Source organism: Streptomyces sp. AK010 (assembly GCF_014207295.1).
GTDB lineage: Bacteria > Actinomycetota > Actinomycetes > Streptomycetales > Streptomycetaceae > Streptomyces > Streptomyces massasporeus.
In genome coordinates this window covers 142,904-160,773 of record NZ_JACHCX010000008.1, presented here as the reverse complement: position 1 = coordinate 160,773, position 17,870 = coordinate 142,904, and the positions used below count along the sequence as shown (strand labels likewise).

Annotated in this window: 15 protein-coding genes and 3 pseudogenes; 9 read left to right on the top strand and 9 right to left on the bottom strand. The window is 72.9% G+C overall.

What is annotated here, in order from left to right:
• The first annotated feature begins 169 nt into the window (after positions 1–169).
• The 3 genes and pseudogenes from HDC93_RS17785 to HDC93_RS38450 all read left to right on the top strand — a co-directional run.
• The gene (locus HDC93_RS17785) at positions 170–1,387 is read left to right on the top strand and encodes a geranylgeranyl reductase family protein (RefSeq protein ID WP_185011886.1); all 1,218 of its coding nucleotides are present in this window, start codon (positions 170–172) and stop codon (positions 1,385–1,387) included.
• Positions 1,363–1,746 (top strand): annotated as a pseudogene (locus HDC93_RS17780) (TetR-like C-terminal domain-containing protein); the annotation flags it as partial. The gene HDC93_RS17785 and the pseudogene HDC93_RS17780, both read left to right, overlap by 25 nt.
• Positions 1,747–1,845: 99 nt before the next feature.
• A pseudogene (locus HDC93_RS38450) lies at positions 1,846–2,201 on the top strand (sensor histidine kinase); the annotation flags it as partial.
• Here the strand turns inward: HDC93_RS38450 and HDC93_RS37845 are convergent.
• Positions 2,202–2,336: pseudogene (locus tag HDC93_RS37845) on the bottom strand (DUF6332 family protein); the annotation flags it as partial.
• A gap of 79 nt (positions 2,337–2,415) precedes the next feature.
• On the bottom strand, positions 2,416–3,906 hold the full coding sequence (locus HDC93_RS17775; RefSeq protein WP_185011884.1) for an MFS transporter: 1,491 nt from the start codon (positions 3,904–3,906) through the stop codon (positions 2,416–2,418).
• Positions 3,907–3,992: 86 nt separating this feature from the next.
• Here HDC93_RS17775 and HDC93_RS17770 point away from each other — a divergent pair, with 86 nt between their 5' ends.
• The gene (locus HDC93_RS17770; protein ID WP_185011883.1) at positions 3,993–4,385 is read left to right on the top strand and encodes a MarR family winged helix-turn-helix transcriptional regulator; all 393 of its coding nucleotides are present in this window, start codon (positions 3,993–3,995) and stop codon (positions 4,383–4,385) included.
• A gap of 18 nt (positions 4,386–4,403) precedes the next feature.
• Here the strand turns inward: HDC93_RS17770 and HDC93_RS17765 are convergent, their stop codons facing one another.
• The 3 genes from HDC93_RS17765 to HDC93_RS17755 all read right to left on the bottom strand — a co-directional run bounded on the left by HDC93_RS17765 (position 4,404) and on the right by HDC93_RS17755 (position 7,357).
• Complete coding sequence (locus HDC93_RS17765) at positions 4,404–5,132, bottom strand: maleylpyruvate isomerase family mycothiol-dependent enzyme (RefSeq protein ID WP_185011882.1); 729 nt, start codon at positions 5,130–5,132, stop codon at positions 4,404–4,406.
• Positions 5,133–5,197: 65 nt separating this feature from the next.
• Positions 5,198–6,076 (bottom strand): SDR family oxidoreductase, encoded by an 879-nt coding sequence (locus HDC93_RS17760; RefSeq protein ID WP_185011881.1) that lies wholly within the window; start codon positions 6,074–6,076, stop codon positions 5,198–5,200.
• A 99-nt stretch (positions 6,077–6,175) separates the two neighbouring features.
• The gene (locus tag HDC93_RS17755) at positions 6,176–7,357 is read right to left on the bottom strand and encodes an MFS transporter (RefSeq protein ID WP_185011880.1); all 1,182 of its coding nucleotides are present in this window, start codon (positions 7,355–7,357) and stop codon (positions 6,176–6,178) included.
• Between the two features lie 140 nt (positions 7,358–7,497).
• Here HDC93_RS17755 and HDC93_RS17750 point away from each other — a divergent pair, with 140 nt between their 5' ends.
• On the top strand, positions 7,498–8,976 hold the full coding sequence (locus tag HDC93_RS17750; RefSeq protein WP_185011879.1) for a glutamate-cysteine ligase family protein: 1,479 nt from the start codon (positions 7,498–7,500) through the stop codon (positions 8,974–8,976).
• 2 nt (positions 8,977–8,978) lie between these two features.
• Here the strand turns inward: HDC93_RS17750 and HDC93_RS17745 are convergent, their stop codons facing one another.
• From HDC93_RS17745 to HDC93_RS17735, 3 genes are read right to left on the bottom strand one after another with little or no spacing between them, the layout of a single operon-like run.
• Positions 8,979–10,088: a Gfo/Idh/MocA family protein gene (locus HDC93_RS17745; protein WP_185011878.1), complete on the bottom strand. Its 1,110-nt coding sequence runs from the start codon at positions 10,086–10,088 to the stop codon at positions 8,979–8,981.
• A complete protein-coding gene (locus HDC93_RS38445; RefSeq protein WP_185011877.1) occupies positions 10,058–10,768 on the bottom strand; it encodes a ThuA domain-containing protein in 711 nt (236 codons plus the stop codon). Before HDC93_RS38445 ends, HDC93_RS17745 begins: the two co-directional genes overlap by 31 nt.
• Before the next feature lie 51 nt (positions 10,769–10,819).
• The gene (locus HDC93_RS17735; RefSeq protein WP_185011876.1) at positions 10,820–11,671 is read right to left on the bottom strand and encodes a class I SAM-dependent methyltransferase; all 852 of its coding nucleotides are present in this window, start codon (positions 11,669–11,671) and stop codon (positions 10,820–10,822) included.
• 77 nt (positions 11,672–11,748) lie between these two features.
• On the opposite strand from HDC93_RS17735, the gene HDC93_RS17730 reads away from it, so the two are divergent.
• The 4 genes from HDC93_RS17730 (at position 11,749) to HDC93_RS17720 (ending at position 13,814) form a co-directional block, all read left to right on the top strand.
• Positions 11,749–12,180: a helix-turn-helix domain-containing protein gene (locus HDC93_RS17730; RefSeq protein ID WP_185011875.1), complete on the top strand. Its 432-nt coding sequence runs from the start codon at positions 11,749–11,751 to the stop codon at positions 12,178–12,180.
• Positions 12,181–12,219: 39 nt separating this feature from the next.
• On the top strand, positions 12,220–12,348 hold the full coding sequence (locus HDC93_RS38440; protein WP_260419622.1) for a hypothetical protein: 129 nt from the start codon (positions 12,220–12,222) through the stop codon (positions 12,346–12,348).
• 62 nt (positions 12,349–12,410) lie between these two features.
• On the top strand, positions 12,411–12,548 hold the full coding sequence (locus tag HDC93_RS38435) for a hypothetical protein (RefSeq protein WP_260419621.1): 138 nt from the start codon (positions 12,411–12,413) through the stop codon (positions 12,546–12,548).
• A gap of 246 nt (positions 12,549–12,794) precedes the next feature.
• A complete protein-coding gene (locus tag HDC93_RS17720) occupies positions 12,795–13,814 on the top strand; it encodes a LacI family DNA-binding transcriptional regulator (protein ID WP_185011874.1) in 1,020 nt (339 codons plus the stop codon).
• Here HDC93_RS17720 and HDC93_RS17715 read toward each other — a convergent pair.
• The gene (locus HDC93_RS17715; RefSeq protein WP_185011873.1) at positions 13,802–17,761 is read right to left on the bottom strand and encodes a glycosyl hydrolase; all 3,960 of its coding nucleotides are present in this window, start codon (positions 17,759–17,761) and stop codon (positions 13,802–13,804) included. The two genes, HDC93_RS17720 and HDC93_RS17715, sit on opposite strands and share 13 nt — an antisense overlap.
• Positions 17,762–17,870 lie beyond the last annotated feature (109 nt).

Here is a 17,870-nt window from a genome sequence, read left to right as displayed (position 1 = left end):
GACGTTGTACGGATGCGTACCTCTCGGTACGCGGTGATCGTGTGGTGTGGGCGCGGCCCCGTGTAAGGGTCACCCACGCCGCCGATCCTCCCACAGGGGCCTGCGGTGACCGCCGCCGTAGGATGCGGGAGACAGCGGCAGGCGGCTTGATCGGGAGCAGTAGACCATCGTGAGCAGCGAGAACTCTTCGGCGGACGACGCGCGGCAGGTGTGGGACGTCGTCGTGGTGGGCGCGGGACCCGCGGGCGCTTCGGCCGCGTACGCGGCGGCAGTGGCCGGCAGACGCGTGCTGTTGCTGGAGAAGGCCGAGCTGCCGCGGTACAAGACGTGCGGCGGCGGCATCATCGGCCCCTCGCGCGACGCCCTGCCGCCCGGGTTCGAGTTGCCGCTCAGGGACCGGGTGCACGCGGTGACCTTCTCGAACGACGGGCGCTTCACCCGCACGCGCCGTTCCAGGCAGATGCTCTTCGGGCTGATCAACCGGCCCGAGTTCGACCAGCAACTCGTCGAGCACGCGCAGAAGGCGGGCGCCGAGCTGCGTACGGGCGTCACGGTCCAGCGGGTCGAGCAGCACGGCTCGACGGTGCCGGACCGGCGCACGGTCGCCGTGGTCCTCCAGGGCGGCGAGGTCGTGCTCGCCCGGGCCGTCGTCGGGGCGGACGGCAGCGCCAGCCGCATAGGAGCGCACGTCGGGGTCAAGCTCGCCCAGGTGGATCTCGGCCTGGAGGCGGAGATCCCGGTGCCGGAGACCGTCGCGGAGGACTGGAAGGGCCGGGTGCTCATCGACTGGGGCCCCATGCCCGGCAGTTACGGCTGGGTCTTCCCCAAGGGCGACACCCTGACGGTCGGGGTGATCTCGGCCCGTGGCGAAGGCGCCGCCACGAAGCGGTACTTGGAGGAGTTCATCGGCCGGCTCGGCCTCGCCGGCTTCGAACCGAGCATCTCCTCGGGGCACTTGACCCGCTGCCGCGCCGACGACTCGCCGCTCTCCCGCGGACGGGTGCTGGTGTGCGGTGACGCCGCGGGGCTCCTGGAGCCGTGGACCCGCGAGGGCATCTCCTTCGCGTTGCGGTCCGGCCGGCTGGCGGGGGAGTGGGCGGTGCGGATCGCCGAGGCGCACGACGCCGTGGACACGCGCCGGCAGGCTCTCAACTACGCGTTCGCGGTCAAGGCCGGGCTCGGGGTGGAGATGAGCGTCGGCAAGCGGCTGCTCACGGCGTTCGAGCGCCGACCCGGGCTGTTCCACGCGGCGCTGACGGGCCTGCGCCCCGCATGGAGGGCGTTCAAGGAGATCACGCAGGGCTCGACGTCGCTGGGCGAGATCGTCCGCACGTATCCGATCGCCCAGCGTGCCCTGGCCGCGCTGGACCGCACGAGTACGCGCTGATCTACGGCTCGCCCGTCCCCGGGTACACGGCCCCCGACGCCACCGTCCCGGCCGCCGCCCGCGATGGGCTCCTGCTCATCGGCATCGCCCGCGACGCCCACCAGGACCCGGAGCTCGCCCGGCCCCCGCCGGCGGACGAGCTCCGCCCCGAGGCCGAACGCATGGCCGCCGGCCTCGCCCCCGGCCTCCCCCCGGCGGTCGCGACGGCACTCGTCACGGCCTGGGCCCAGCTCTACGGGCTGGTCGGCTTCGAGCTGTTCGGCCCGTTCAACCGGGTGGTGGAGGACCGGGAGACGTTCTTCCGGCACGCGGCGGGGCAACTCGCCAAAGAAGTCGGGCTGGTTCCCACCCGCCGGTAGGCCACCGGCCCGGTGAACGGGCGTACTTCCCGGGGAGCACGCGTGATCACCACGCCGGGGTGACGCGGCCGCGGGAGCGTGGCGTCCAGCGTGGCCGGTATGGACGAGCAGCGTGCGCGGGGCGGTTCGCCGCAGTGGTGGCCACGGGCCCGCGTGGTGGGACCGGTGGGAGGGGCGTGAGCCGCGATGGCCGTGGCGGTCCACGGTCCTCGTGACCGCGTTCGTCCTGGCCGGGTCGAACTTCGCCGCCCACGGGCAGCAGGGCGAGCGGGCGGAGCTGGATCTCTTCGCGCGGGCGCTGCTGCTGGTGGCCGGCGGGCTGCTGCTGTGGCGGAAGCGGTATGCGGTGGCCGTGGGGGTTCGGCACGGCGGCCGCCGTCATGGTCTACCTGGGGGCCGGGTATCCCTACGGGCCGGTGCTCTTCACCGTCGCGCTCGCCTGCTTCAGCGCGGTCGAGGAGCAACGCGGGCCCGGCCACGGCCCCGAACACCACCGCCGCGGCGAAGGCCGCACTGCACAGCGCGTACCCGAACTCGACGGTGATCGCGTCGCGTTCACGCTGACTGCGCTGTCCCCCGTGACTGGTCATACGGCGCGTCACACAGGGGTGCGCCCGGCGGGCAAGGCAGCCCGCCGGGCGCACGGTCGGAGGCGTCCCCCGGGTCGCGCTAGTCGCGCACGGCGACGCGCTCCGCCTCCTTGGGGGTGGACTTGGCGACCACGACGGGCGGCCCGGACGGCCGGTCCCGGCGGGGGCGCAGGCCCGTGAGGGTGATCAGCAGGCCGACGAGGGCGACGAGCGTCACGACCACCAGGCCGGGCCGGTAGCTGTCGAGCACGGCCTGCGGCGAGGGGGTGGGGCCCTCGGGGGAGTTCGCGGTCACCACCGCCGTCACCACGGCGAGGAAGATCGCGCCGCCGACCTGGACGGAGGTGTTGAGCAGACCGGAGACCATGCCCTGCTCGTGGTCGTCGACGCCGTTGGTGGCCTGGATGTTGAGCGACGGGAAGACCAAGGCGCAGGCGGCGCCGATCAGCAGCATGCTCGGCAGGATCACCGCGGCGTACACCGGGTCCAGGTCGACGCGCAGGAACAGCGCGTATCCGAGGACCATGAGCGCGAAGCCCCCCGCGATCAGCCGCTGGGTGCCGAACCGGTCGACGATCGCTCCCACCTTCGTCGAAGACACCGCCACCAGCACGCCCGCGGGCAGGAAGGCGAGCGCCGTGTGCAGCGCCGACCAGCCCAGCAGCGACTGCATGTAGAGCGTCGCCAGGAACTGGAAGCCGACATACGAGCCGAAGAAGGCCATCGCGCCGAGCTGGGCGCGGATCTGGCTGCCGGAGCGCAGCACGCCGAGCCGGATCAACGGTCCCGCCGAGCGCCGCTCCACCAGGACGAACACGGTCAGCAGCGCGGCCACCGCGAGGAAGGACAGGAGGGTGCGGGCCGACGCCCAGCCGGCCTCCGGTGCCTGGACGACAGTGAAGACCAGCAGCAGCATCGAGGCGGTGCCGAGGACGGCGCCGGGGACGTCGTAGCCGTTGTGGTCCTTCTCCGGTTCGCTGCGCGGCAGCAGCTTCAGGCCGGCGACGAGCGCGATCAGGGCGATGGGGGCGGGCAGCAGCATGGTCAGGCGCCAACTGGCCTCGGTGAGCAGGCCCGAGAGCACCAGGCCCATGGAGAAGCCGGTGGCCGCGCAGGTGGTGTAGATGGAGAGCGCGCGGTTGCGCAGCGGGCCCTCGGGGAACGTCGTGGTGATGATCGACAGGCCGGCGGGGGCCGTGAAGGCCGCGCTCAGGCCCTTGATGAAGCGGCTGGCGATGAGCAGCGGCCCCGAGTCGACGAGCCCGCCGAGCAGCGAGGCGAGCGCGAAGACGCCCAGGGCCACCAGGAAGACCTGACGCCGGCCCAGCAGGTCGGCGGCGCGTCCGCCGAGCAGCAGCAGACCGCCGTAGCCCAGGATGTAGCCGCTGACGATCCATTGCAGCGCCGAGGTCGACAGGCCGAGGTCGGCGCCGATGGACGGCAGGGCGACGCCGACCATGGACACGTCCAGGGCGTCCAGGAACATCGCGGCGCAGAGCACGAGCAGGGTGCCCCAGAGCCGTGGCGTCCAACGCCCCTCGGACGTGGGGGAGATGAGCGGAGAGGTCATACCCCGGACACTACATGCGTATGCATGAGATGCAAATGCATTTAATTCAGGTGCAACAATCTCGGTTCTCTGTTACGGTGCCGCGCATGGCTCAGCAGGCCGAGCAGGCGCTCGTGGAACGGTGGCGGGACATTCTGGCGCTGCACGCGCGGACCCAGTGCGAGCTCGACCGTGCGCTGCACGGGCACGGGCTGTGCGCCAGCGACTTCGAGGTGCTCGACGTCCTCGCCGGGTGCCGGACGCCGAAGGGCATGCCGTCCTACCGCGTCCAGGAGATCTCCGAGCGGGTCCATCTGAGCCAGAGCGCGCTGTCGCGGCTGATCGCCCGGCTGGAGAAGGAGGGCCTCGTCGAGCGCGGCATGTGCTCCGAGGACCGGCGCGGCGTGAAGGTCTGCCTCACGGCGAAGGGGCGCGCGCTGCACGGCGAGGTGCTTCCCGTGCAGCGCGCGGTGCTGGCGAGGATGCTCACCGACGGCTGACCGTTGGTCGGTGGCCGCTCAGATCGCCGACGCCTCCCGCCACAGCGTGGCGAGTGCCTGGTCGCCCGTGGCGCTCGGCAGGGGCGCCCGGTTCCACAGCGCCAGGTACAACTGTCCGGCCGGGGCGGACAGTTCGCACTCCGCCTCCCCGGCCTCGTCCCGCGTGGTCACGGGCGGCTCCGGCGACAGCCGCAGCGTCCACACCGCGCCGGTGTCCTCGGCGCGGATCCGCAGGACGCGTGGCTCGGGGGTCCGTACGCGGCTCCTCGAACGGGCGTGGAAGCCGCGCAGCAGTTCGTCGACGCCGTCGGTCGCGAACTCGGGGGTGACCTCCGTCGGGGCGCCGCCGCGAGCGGACTCCGCGTCGACCCGGTGCACGGCCGTCTCGTGCGCCTGCCGCCGGGCCCAGAAGGCCAGCGGGGACGGCGCGGGCAGGAAGGCGAAGCACTCCACGTCGGGCGAGGCGCCGGCCAGCGTGCCCACGAGCCGGCGGTGGCTGTCGCGGTACCAGGCGATGAGCTCCGCGCCGTCGAGGTCCGTGGGTTCGGCCAGCGGGCGGCGCTCGGTGACCTGCTCGGCGACGTAGGCGGCGGCCCAGCGGTGCACGGCGCCCGTGTGCCGCAGCAGATCGCGCACCTGCCACCCGGGGCAGGCCGGCACCTTCGCCTCCGTCCCGGACTCCTCGGCGGCCGCTGCCAGCAGCCTGCCTTCCGTCTCCAGCGCTTGAAGGAACTCGGCGGTCTCCATGGCGCCGAGTCTGCCGCATGAAGCGCTCTCGAAGCCCGGGGATTTCCGGCGGCCGCCCCCGGGGGCTACGGCAGCGGCGTCCCGCCCGTCGCGTTGACGATCTCGGCGGTGATGTACGACGCCTCCTGCGAGGCGAGGAAGACGTACGCCGGAGCCATCTCGGCGGGCTGTGCGGGCCGTCCGATGGGGGCCTGCTTGCCGAACGTCCGCGTGTCCGGCAGGGTCGCCGGGATCAGCGGCGTCCACACCGGGCCCGGCGCCACCGCGTTGACGCGGATGCCCTTCTCGATCAGCATCTGCGCCAGCCCCTGCGTGAACGTGACGATCGCGCCCTTCGTCGTCGCGTAGTCGAGCAGATGCGGACTGGGCTTGTACGCCTGCACCGACGTGGAGTTGATGATGCTGCCGCCCTCCGGGATGTGCGGCAGGGCCAGCTTGCACAGCCAGAACATGCCGTACAGGTTCGTGCGCAGCACCCGGTCGAACTGCTCGGTGGTGATCGCCTCGATGCCGTCGGGCTGCGACATCTGGTACGCCGCGTTGTTCACGAGGACGTCGATGCGGCCGAACTCCTCCACGGCGCGGTCGACCAGCGCCCGGCAGTTCTCCTCCTCCCGTACGTCGCACGAGACGGGCACGGCACGCCGGCCGGCCTCCTCGACGAGCCGGGCCGTCTCGGCGGCGTCGTCCTTCTCGTCATCCAGATGGGTGAACAGCACGTCGGCTCCCTCACGGGCGAACGCCAGGGCGACCGCGCGGCCGATCCCGGAGTCCCCACCGGTGATCACGGCCTTGCGGCCGGCCAGCCGGCCACTGCCCCGGTAGGAGTCCTCGCCGTGGTCCGGGGGCGGGTCCATCGGGCCCGTCCATCCCGGGTGCGGCTGGTCCTGGGAGGGAAACTCCGGGGTCGGGTGCTGCTCCCCGGGATGCTGCTGTTCGGTCACGGGTCTGCCTCCTCGTCTGCGGCGTACGGCCCGGTGATCACACCGGGCGTGGCAACGGGTACCCAGGATCACCGGCATCCCCCCTGGCTGTCCCTCCTCTCAGCCCCCGGCCGTCCGCCGCGCGGACGCCCCCACCAGGGCTGCGACGGCCGCCGCCACCGCCGCCAGCACCGCCACGCTGGTCAGTGCGGACGGCAGGGAGAACCAGTCCGCCATGAAGCCGATCGCGGGCGGGCCGAGGAGCATGCCCCCGTAACCCAGGGTGGAGGCCATGGCGACGCCGTCGGGGCCGGCGAGGGCCCCGGCCCGTTCCACGGCCACGGGGAAGAGGTTCGCCAGTCCGATGCCCGTGATCGCGTAGCCGAGGAGGGCCGCCCAGAAGGAGGGGGCGAGGGCGCCGAGCAGCATGCCGGCCGCCGCGGTGGTGCCACCGGCGACGACGGTCCGGGTCCGCCCCAGGCGCTCCAGCAGCGTCGTGCCGGACAGCCGCCCCACCGTCATGGCGAGCGCGAAGCAGGAGTAGCCCACTGCCGCGGCACCCGCCGAGGCGTGCAGGTCCTGCTCGAGGTGCAGGGCGCCCCAGTCGGCCAGCGCCCCCTCGCCGTACGCGGTGCACCCCGCGATGAGGCCGAAGGCGATCACCAGCGCACGGGTGCGGCCGTCCAGGCGGCGCGGCGCTCCCCCGGTGGGAGCGTCCCGCTCCGGGGGCGTCGGCGGCTCGTGCCGCAGGAGGGTGGGGCCCACCGCCGCGGTGACGAGCAGGCCGACCAGCGTGAGCAGCAGCAGGTGCCGGGTGGGGGAGAGGACCCCCGCGACCAGCCCGCCCAGACCCGCTCCGACCATGCCGCCCAGGCTGAAGGCCGCGTGGAAGCTCGGCATGACCGGCCGCCGCAGCGCCGCCACGAGTTCGACGGCCGCGCTGTTGAAGGCGACGTTGATCCCGCCGTACGCGGCCCCGAAGAGCAGCAGGACGAGGCCCAGGGCGAGCGCCGAGTGGGTCAGCGGGGGCAGGGCGACGGAGAGGGAGAGCAGCACCGCGCAGACGACGGTGACCTGGTGGTTCCCGTAGCGGCGGCACAGACGCCCGGTGAGGGTCATGGTGATGACGGCCCCGGCGGAGACGCCCAGGAGGGCGAGGCCGAGAGCGCTGGCGGAGGCGCCGGTCTGGGCCTTGATGGCGGGGATGCGCACGACCCAGCCGGCGAAGACGAAGCCGTCGAGGGCGAAGAAGACGGTGAGGGCGATCCGGAGCCGGGTCAGGGAGCTGCTGTTGCCCGGCACGGCACTGTGCGTTCGGGGTTTGTTTATTTGCCGCACAAAGTCAGGCTAGGTGGGTGCGGGGGCGAGGACAAGGTGCGACTCTGGGACGAGACCCATCGCCGAGGAGCGGACACATCCGCCGCAGGAGCGCAGGAGGGCACATGGGACGTGACGTGCCGGCCCTGGTGTTCACCCGGGAGGACCGCCGTCGGTACCGGGAGAAGATGCACACCGACCTCGAGGTGCTCGCCCGGATGCTCCACGAGTCGGGCTTCGAGAGCGAGCGCCCCCAGGTCGGCCTGGAGATCGAGCTCAACCTGGTGGACGACGCCGGGCTGCCCGTGATGCGCAACACCGACGTGCTCCAGGCGATCGCCGACCCCGCCTGGTCCAGCGAGCTCGGCCGCTTCAACCTGGAGATCAACATCCCGCCCCGGCAGCTCACGGCAGGCGGCCCCGGCTCCTGGGAGCAGGAGATCCGCGACGCCCTCAACCACGCCGAGGACCGCGCGGCCGCGGTGGGCGCGCACCTGATCATGGTCGGCATCCTGCCGACCCTGGGCGAGTCGGACGTCAGCGGATCCGCCCTCTCCGGAGACCCGCGCTACCGGCTGCTCAACGAGCAGATCTTCGCCGCCCGGGGCGAGGACCTGCGGATCAGGGTCGCCGGCGTGGAGCGTCTGTCGACGTACGCCGACACGATCACTCCCGAGGCCGCCTGCACCAGCACCCAGTTCCACCTCCAGGTCGCCCCGAAGGAGTTCCCGCACTACTGGAACGCGGCCCAGGCCATCGCGGGCGTGCAGATCGCCCTCGCGGCGAACTCGCCCTTCCTGTTCGGCAAGGAGCTGTGGCGCGAGACCCGCATCCCCCTGTTCGAGCAGGCCACCGACACCCGCCCCGAGGAGATCAAGGCCCAGGGCGTACGGCCCCGGGTGTGGTTCGGGGAGCGCTGGATCACCAGCGTCTTCGACCTCTTCGAGGAGAACGTGCGCTACTTCCCGGCCCTGCTGCCGCTGTGCGAGGACGAGGACCCGCAGAAGGAGCTGGACAGCGGCGGCGTTCCCCAGCTGGGCGAGCTGACCCTGCACAACGGCACGATCTACCGCTGGAACCGCCCCATCTACGCGGTCACCGACAGCGGCCCGCATCTGCGCATCGAGAACCGCGTGCTGCCCGCCGGTCCCACCGTGGCCGACATCATCGCCAACGGCGCCTTCTACTACGGACTGACGCGCGCCCTGGTCGACGAGGACCGGCCGGTGTGGACGCGGATGTCCTTCTCGGTCGCCGAGGAGAACCTCCACACCGCGGCCCGCGACGGCATCGACGCCCGCCTGTACTGGCCCGGCGTGGGCGAAGCGCCGGTCACGGAACTGGTGTTGCGGCGGCTGCTGCCCCTGGCCCACAGGGGCCTGGAGCTGACCGGCATGGACGCCGCCTGGCGCGAGCCCCTGCTGGGCATCATCGAGCAGCGCTGCGTCACCGGCCGCAACGGCGCCCTGTGGCAGGCGGAGACGGTGCACCAGCTGGAGAAGGCCGGCATCTCCGACCGCCGCGAGGCGCTCCGGCAGATGACCAGGACGTACATGGACTACATGCACATGAACGCGCCCGCGCACACGTGGCCCGTGGACTGACCTCAGTCGGTGCGGCCGTGCCACTGCGCGGCAGCCGTCAGGGGGACGGGTTCGGGCACCCGTGCCGATGTCGTCAGCTCGATGCGCCGCCCCTCGGCGGCCGAACGCAGCAGAGCGGTCATCGCCTCCAGCACGTGCAGGGCCAGTTCACCGCTCGCGCGCGGCGCCCGCCGCTCGTCGGCGGTGAGGAAGTCGAGCAGGCCGACGCCCCGCGCGCCGTCCGCGTAACCCGCTGACGTCGCAACGGAGTGCCAGCGGGTGTCGCCGAGCGCATGGAGGCGTACCTCCCCGTCGAAGCGGTTGGGGTCGGGGACCGACAGGGTGGCGCTCTCGCCGTGCACCTCGATGGGCGCGGCGGTGGTGGCCACGCCGTCGAAGCTCGTCGTGAGCGTCGTCAGCGTCCCGTTCACGTGCTCCAGCACTCCGGTGACATGGCTGTCCACCTCGACCGGTATGCGCTCGCCGGCGCGCGGGCCCGATCCGATCACGCGCTCGGCGCGCAGCCGCCCGGCCGCCCCGGTCACGGCACGCACCGGCCCCAGCAGGTGCACCAGGGACGAGAGGTAGTACGGCCCCATGTCCAGCAGCGGACCGCCGCCGGCCGTGTAGTAGAAGTCGGGGTGGGGATGCCAGCGTTCGTGGCCCGGGGTGACCATCACGGCCGAAGCGAACTGGGGGCGCCCGATGCTCCCGGCCTCCACCGCCGCCCGCGCGGTCTGAACTCCCGTGCCCAGCACGGTGTCCGGGGCGCAGCCGACACCGGTGCCCGCCTTCGCGGCGGCCTCCAGCACGGCCCGGGCGTCCTCCAGGCCCGCGGCCAGGGGCTTCTCCCCGTAGACGTGCTTGCCGTGCCGGATCGCCCCGAGGGCTATCCCCGCGTGGGCGGCCGGCGTGGTCAGGTTCAGGACCGTGTCCACGTCCGGGCTGCTCAGCAGCTCCTCGACCGTCAGGGCCCGGGCGCCGGGCAGTTCGGCGGCGGCCGCGGCCGACCGGGAGGCGTCGAGGTCGGCGACCGCGGTGACGCGTACGCCGGGACGGCCGACGAGCGTGTCCAGGTACGCGCGGGAGATGACGCCGAGCCCTACGACTCCGACGCGGTGCGCGTCGCCCACAGCATGCCCCTCTCGATGATGGTGCGGACCTGGGGGTTCTCCAGCACGTCGACGCTGTGCCCAGGCGTCGTCACCACGATCCGCCCGGCACCCCACCGGCGGGTCCAGACCGCCGGTGAGGTGACCGGCCGGTGCCAGGGCTGCCACGGCCGGACGGGATGCGTGGTGGTGGCCAGGACGTCGATCAGGTCGTCGTGGAGCACCCAGTACTGCTCGGTCTCCAGCGCGAAGTCCTCGATGCCGGCCGTGATCGGGTGCTCCCGGCCGGCCTCGGTGAGAACGATGGTGTGGGGCAGGAAATTGTCGTCCGCCGCACCCCGGCGCTCGCACGGTTCCTTGCCGGGGTGTGTGGCGAACTGGCCGCCCACCAGGTGGAGATAGTCGGAGGAGGCGCGGAACGAGTCGGCGATGCCGCCGTGCCAGCCGGTGAAGCCGGTACCGGCCACGACCGCGGAGCCCAGCCCCGCCAGCTGGTCGCGCGTGATCTCCGACATCGTCACGCACTGCACGACCAGGTCCGTGCCGGCCATCTCGGCGGCATCCGCGTAGATCTCGGTCGACTCCTCGACCCGGACCGTGAATCCGTTGTCCCGGAGGAAGGGCAGGAACAGTTCCGTGGCCTCGACCGGCTGATGTCCTTCCCAGCCGCCGCGGACCACCAGGGCTCTCTTCTGCGTCATCGTGATCTCACTATGCGCCGGGCGCCCGCGATCGCAAAAGAGGGCCGGACCTCACGAAAGTTTCGCGATGGCGGCCCGCGCCGAGACCATCCAGCAGGCCGCGGTGTAGCGGACTTCCGCGCCCTGCACGAACGGATCGAAGGCGGGCCGGACCACCTCGACGATCTCCGCCCGGGTCCGCTCGTCGGCGTCGGGCAGGACCGTGCCGAGGGGGCCGAGCCGGCTGAAATAGGTGACGAGTTCCGTCTCGGGCAGGGTGCAGACCACGTCGACCGGCTCGATGGCGATTCCGGCCCAGCCGCTCTCCGCCAGGATGCGGTGAACCCGCCCCGGGTCCGCGAAGGCGAACTGGCCCGGCTGGTCCGGCCGGCGGGCGGGAAGCTCCGGCAGGAAGGGGGCCGCGGCGCGCTCCGCCGTCGTCATGAACGGGTTCTCCTCGGGCCCCCGCCACACGACGCACCGCAGCCCGGCCCCGTCCTTCACCGTGCTCCGCAGATTGGCGAAGGCCCGCACGGGGTCGCTGAAGAACATGACACCGAAGCGCGAGACGACGGCGTCGAAGGCGGCGGGTTCGAACGCGTACTCCTGCGCGTCGGCCTGGACGAAGGACGCCGGTACCCCCTCCTGCTCGGCCCGCGCCCGCGCCTCCTCGATCATCGGGCCGGAGATGTCGACACCCACGCAGTGCCCGACCCTGCGCGCGACGGCCCGGGTGATGCTGCCGGTGCCGCAGCCGACGTCCAGCACACTGGCCGCGTGTTCGGCTGACACGGCGTCGACGAGCAGCTTCTCGATCGGCCCGAACATCTCGTTCAGCACCCCCTGGAGATCCACCCAGGCGTGGCCGGCGGGCCCGTTCCAGCGGGCGGCCTGCTCGTCGTAGGACCTGCGTGAGGCATCCATCGTCGTATCTCCCTCTGCTTGCCTTCGTCCGGACGGGATGACAGCGTTCTACTTCAAGTCGACTTGAGGTCAAGACAATGACAGACCTGGACATAGCAGAAGTGGCGCACCGCGCCGGAGTGCCCGCCTCGACGCTGCGCTTCTACGAGGAGAAGGGGCTGATCTCCACGACCGGCCGGCGCGGCCTGCGCCGCCAGTACGACCCCGGGGTGCTGGAGCGGCTGGCGCTGATCGCGCTGGGGCGGACGGCGGGGTTCTCGCTCGACGAGATCGCGCAGATGTTCGCGCCGGACGGGCGGCCGCGCATCGACCGGGACATGCTGTCCGCCAAGGCGGACGAACTGGAGCGCACGATCCGCGAACTGGGTGTCCTGCGGGACTCCCTGCGGCACGCCGCCGCGTGCCCCGCGCCGAGCCACCTGGAGTGCTCCACCTTCCGCCGCCTGATCGACGCGGCGGCCTCCGGCGGTGTCGCGGCGCCGGGAAGGCGGCCCCCCGAACGCCGTTGACGGGCCACCGGCGCTGTTGGTCCACAACGGGGCCGCGCTTTGCCCGATTCCCGCCACCGCGTTCCTGGCCTCGGCTGCGAATTCCGGGAGCCCGCAGTGCTGAAGACCGTGCAAGGGCAGGCGGCGGGTCTGACCAAGGACCAGCGCAACGCCTTCGTGGCCGCCTGATCGCCGCGCTCAATCTGCCGATCCAGGAGGCCCTCGCCGAACGCCACGGGTATCCGTCGGCGATGGCGTGGACCATCGTGCCCACCCTGGCCGTGGTGATCCTGCTGAGCGCGCTCGGCAAGGAGGCCAAGGGGATCCGCTTCGGGAGCGGTTCGGCGGCCGCGCCGGGCGGTGCGGCGACCGGCACGGTGCAGTCCTGAGCGCCGCGTGCTCGTCCAACCGGTCCCTGTCCCCGACCGGTTCCGGTGTCGTCGTCACGGCCGTCACCCCACGTGCCCGCAGCCGCGCCGGCACGGGCTGCGGACGCCGTCGCCCGCAGGGTCTCCCTGTACGACGAGATCACTCGACCACCGGTGAGAAAAACGTTCCACGCCCGGTCACGTTATACTTGCGGCTCCCATGAAGGCCATCGTCGTGCCTGGTCGCGCGGCCGCAACAGCGAGGGGGTGGACGCCGTTCCGGCACGCCCCGCCCGCATCCAGGACGTCGCCGCGGCCGCCGGTGTCTCGGTGTCGACGGTGTCGAACGTGCTCAACCGGCCCGAGCGGGTCACCGCCCAGACCGCCGAGCGCGTCCGCGTCGCCGTCGCCGCGCTCGACTACGTCCCCCACCCCGGAGCCGCGGGGCTGCGCACCGGACACTCCTGCGCGATCGGGCTGGTTCTGCCCGACGTCACCAACTCCTTCTACGCGCGCATCGCGCGAGGCGCCGCCGACGCGGCCTACGACCACGGCTACTCCCTCGTCCTGTGTCACAGCGGGGACGATCCCGAACGGGAGCAGGGCTACTTCAGCATGCTGGTCGGGCAGCGGGCGGTCGGCGTCGTCGTCGTACCGCTCGGCGCCGACCCGGGCCGGCTGGCCCGGCTGCGCGAGCGGGGAATCCCGCTCGTCCTGGCCGACCGCGCGATGCCCGACCGGGAGGGCTGCTCGGCCTCCGTCGACGACATCGCCGGCGGCCGCATCGCCGTACAGCACCTCCTCGACAGCGGGGCCCGCGACATCCTCGTCGTCAACGGCGAGCGCGGCATACGCCAGTGCGCCGACCGCTACCAGGGCGCCCGGCAGGCCGTGCGCAGCCGCCGCGGGGCCCGGCTGGGCCAGGTCGTCGCCGAGCGGATGACCGTCGCGTACGGAACGGAGATCGCCCGCGGGCTGAAGGACCTGCCCGACGGGGTGTTCTGCACCAACGACTTCCTCGCCGCCGGCCTGTGCCGGGGCCTGACCGAGCGGGGTGTGCGCATCCCCGAGGACGTTCAGGTCGTCGGCTACGGCGACCTCGACGTCGCGACCTTCGGGGCGACGACCCTGACCACGGTCCGGCAGCCGGTCGAGGACCTCGGCCGGGCGGCCGTGGAGATGCTGCTCGACGAGATCGAGGCCCGAGCCGACCACCTCCACGAGACCCGCGTCTTCGCCCCCGGCCTCGTCCTGCGCGACTCCACCCGGCCGCCCTACGACGACTGACCCCCGGCCGGGATCCGCAGCGTCACCGGCCCCCACAGCCCCGACGGCAGCTGGCACGGGAAAGCCCAGTCGGTCGGCGTGGCCTGCGCGAGGTACGGCGCCAGCGTGCCCCGGACCGTCACCTCCAGCCGGACGGTCCGCCCCGCGGTGCCGCGCAACGGGAAGCGGTACGGCGCGCAGAACGCCTCACCGGCGAACTCCCCGTCGACCGACACCTCCACGCTGCCCCGCACCCGCCCGAGATCCAGCACGGGATCGGGCCCGGGCGGCACCTCCACCGCACGCGCGTAGGTCACGCCCCCGCTCCAGCCGCCCAGCCCCTGCTCGCGCCAGTCACCCAGTTCCAGTGGCGCCGCCACGGCCCGCACCCGAACCGGACCGTGCCAGGCGGAACCACCCCGCAGCACCACCGTGGGCTCGGTGACCACCTCGACCAGGGCAGGTGCCGCAAGCGGCTCACGAAGCGTCAGCCGTTCGCCTGACAGGGCCGGTTCAGCTCCTCCTCCGACCCGGACCCGCGCGGGCAGCTCCAGCGGCAGCTCCAGCGACACCGTTCCCGGCGGCACGGTGAACCGGAAGCGCTGCGGCGACGGCCGGACGTCGTCGGTGGTCCGCGACGGCCGTACGGCACCGCCGAGCAGCGGGCGCCCGTTGAGCCACGCGGTGTCCGGCAGCGGGTGGGGCCGTACGACGGCGTGACAGTGCTGCAACTCGCCCCGCCTGCGCGTGTCCTCGACGGTCAGGCCCCGCCACGCGCCCGTCCAGGCCTCCCAGCCGGCGCCACTGACCAGGGACGTCACCTCGGACCCGGAGGTCGCCACCAGGTCGACGAACACGGCGTCCCGGACATCGGCGGTGTCGGCCACGACCTCCAGCGTGTGCTCGCCCGCCCCGGGCTCCGGCTCATGGCGGAAGAACACCGGCACGGCGCCCCAGTCCGCCGCGTAGTACTCCACCTTCTCCTGCCGTGCCACCACCTCCCCGTCGAGCAGCACGGTCACCGCCGAGGCGGCACCCACGACGAGCACCGCCCGCGCCTCCCTGGCCGGCACCCGGAGCCGTCCGCGATAGGTGACCCGGCCGTCGGGCCGTACCCCATCGGGCGGACGCATGAACCGGGGCCGGGGGCCGAGCCCGCCCGGTCCGGAGAGACAGAAGAAGCTGCCGAGCGGTGTGCCGGCGGCAGCCGAGATGGTGGAGGGCCGGTCCTGGGCGTCCGACAGCTCGTACTCCAGCACATTGAGGTCGCGGGCCACGGCGACAGGGGCGGAGGCGAGGTAGCCGCCGTCGTACGGGCCCAGAGGCTGCCCGTTCCACCACACCCGCTTGACCGCCTCCGCGCCGACGTGCAACTCGGCGAGGCCCCGATGGCGGGTCTCCACGATCGCCCGGACCCGGGCGGCCGTGCCGTCGACCGGCACGGGGACCTGTACGAACTCCTCGTTCACCAGCCCCTTGGTACCCAGCAGTCCGCCCTGGTCCGGGAGGCCGCGGCTCGACGAGTACACGCCGGTATCCCAGTCCGATTCCGGTGGTACGAGGGGCAGTTCACCGGACAGGACCCGCTCCGCGTCCGCGGCGTCCAGCGGTTCGGGAGCCTGATCGGCAGACACCGGGGGCAGGACCCGGACCCGGTTGCCGTAGGTGACCCGGATTTCCTCCCACGCCGAGCCCTCGGTCCACTCCATGGTCCAGATCTGCGGCTCCGCCACGGACGCTCCCGGGGGCAGCGCCAGATCGCCCCAGGTGTTGTCCATCGTGGGGACCAGCCGGCCGTGCCAGCCCGACGAGACGTCGACCGTCCGGACCGCGGTCCTTCTCGCGCTGGGGGCCGGTGCCGGAGCCGGACGGCCCTCCCGCCAGACGACCAGGGCCGCCGGGGCGCCGTCCAGGGGCACGTCGATGGTCGACACCGCGCCGTTGTCGGAGACCGTGACACGGGCGGGGGCGCGGGAGCCGGTCGCCGGGTTCCAGACCTCGGCCTCCGCGACGCACGCCCGGACGGTGACGGACGCGTCGCGCACGGGCTCGGGCGCGGTTTCGGGCGGGCGCAGGGGGTGCGCGCCGATCTCCGGGAAGGCCGCTGTGACCAGGGCCACCGCCTCGTGCCCCGTGCGCCGGACGAGCAGCGGCACCTCGCCCGTCGCGTGCCCGGTCGCGTCCGCCACCGCCACGGCGGCGGCCTCGGGGTCGGGCACCCGCTCCAGCCGGGGATGCGCCAGAAGGGCCGCCACGACCGCGTCGTCACCGGCCCGGCCCGCGGCAGTCCCCGGCGGACGGCCCACGACGACCACCCGCCCTCCCGCGTCGAGCAGTTCGGACAGTCGCCGTGCCGTCCCCTCCTCCAGCACGCTCGCCGAGGGCAGCAGCACCGCCCTGTAGGCGAGGCCCACGACCCGCAGGGCACCGCCGGTGGCCTCGGCGCGCTGAACCGAGTCGTCGTCGACGACGTCGAAGGAGATCCCGTGCCGGTCCAGGGCACCGGCGTGCGGCCCCAGCCAGTTGTTGGAGCCGCACAGGTCCAGGTAGTGGCGCTGGGTCTCGTCGGCTTCGGCATGGCCGTCGCCCAGCCGCCCGTCGCCGAAGTGCCGGACCGGTGCGTCCAGCGGGATCAGCGCCTGCATGGTGGCGGTCGGATACAGCACCGCCACATCGGCCGCGTAGCCGCCCCACGACATGATCGAACAGATCCGGGCCACGGCCCGGGAGAACGCCGGGTACTGCCTCCAGTAGGGCTGGCGCCAGTCGGTGGACGGCGGCGCCCACTCGAACCAGCCGCCCGCGGTGCCGAAGTAACTGGCGTGCGGGTTGTAGAGGTTGGCGCCGCTGCGCAGGAACGGCAGCAGCCAGTCATAGGTGTCCTCCAGCGTGCCGCCCCAGCCGGAGGAGTGGAACGCCTCGATCCACACGCGCTCGTGGCCGTGGAGATGGGCCATGGAGGAGTGCACCTTGGCGTCGCCGTGATGGTCGCTGCCCGCGGCGCCGTACCAGCGGTGGGTGCGGAAGTAGTCGGTGTAGATCTGTGTGGACTGCGCCGGGTAGCCCGCGCGGGCGGGATGGCTCTGGTCGCTGCCCAGCAGCAGACCGCGCTCGCGGTGCCAGGCGGCGAGCGGCCGGAACAGGGCCTCCTCGGTCAGCTGAGCGCGGACCGCGTAGTAGTCGGAGCGGATCTTCCCCTCCGGCACCCTGACGTCCGTGCCGAACAGGGCCGGCAGGTGATCGAGCAGGTCGTAGCCGCGCCGGGCGCGGAACTCGTCTGCGAAACGGTGGCTCCAGGCGTTGGTGCCGGGCAGTTCGTCCTGGAAACTGCCCGCGATGACGCTGCCGAGGTACTCCGGCACGCGGCGGTCGTACTCGTGGTGGACCGTGTCCATCAACAGGCCCACGGCGTGCGGGTCCAGGTAGTCGAACGCGGTGGGGACGGCGGTGACGAGCCGCACCTCGGTTCCGTCCGGGGCAGCCGTCCGCCCGTCCGCGTCGACATCGAGCCGTCGGCCCCGCCGGGAGTACGCGGCCAGCGGCGTCTCGGCATCGGTCAGGGCGACCGCACCGCGCAAGGCGCGCACGTCACGGCAGCGCAGGGCGCGTCCGGCGGCCTCGGGATGACGCCGCGTCACACCACCCTGCACATTGGCCCCGGAGAACCCGATCTGGTCGTAGAACCACAGCCGCGTGCCCAGCTCGGCGGCGATCTCGCAGGTGTCGGTGAAGCGCGCCCACCACTCTTCGCCGAACCACGCCGGATCGTCGGCCCGGGCCCCGAAGGCCGGACCGGCCGGGGCCAGATTGATGACGACCAGGTTGTGGACCCCGCCCTGCGCGAACGCCCGCATCTGCCAGGCGAGTCGCTCACGGGTCACCTTCGACCCCGACCACCACCACAGGGGAGTGGGGCCGAAGTCGCGGGGCGGATCGTCGAACAGTCGCCGGAGCTCGGGGGAGATCACGGACACGGTCCTTCCCCTGAAACGTTTTCAGGACGGCTTCACCGTAGGCGAGCTGGGGCGGCCACGCCATATCCCCGTACAGGGCCGAGGATTTCGGCGTCATGTCGCC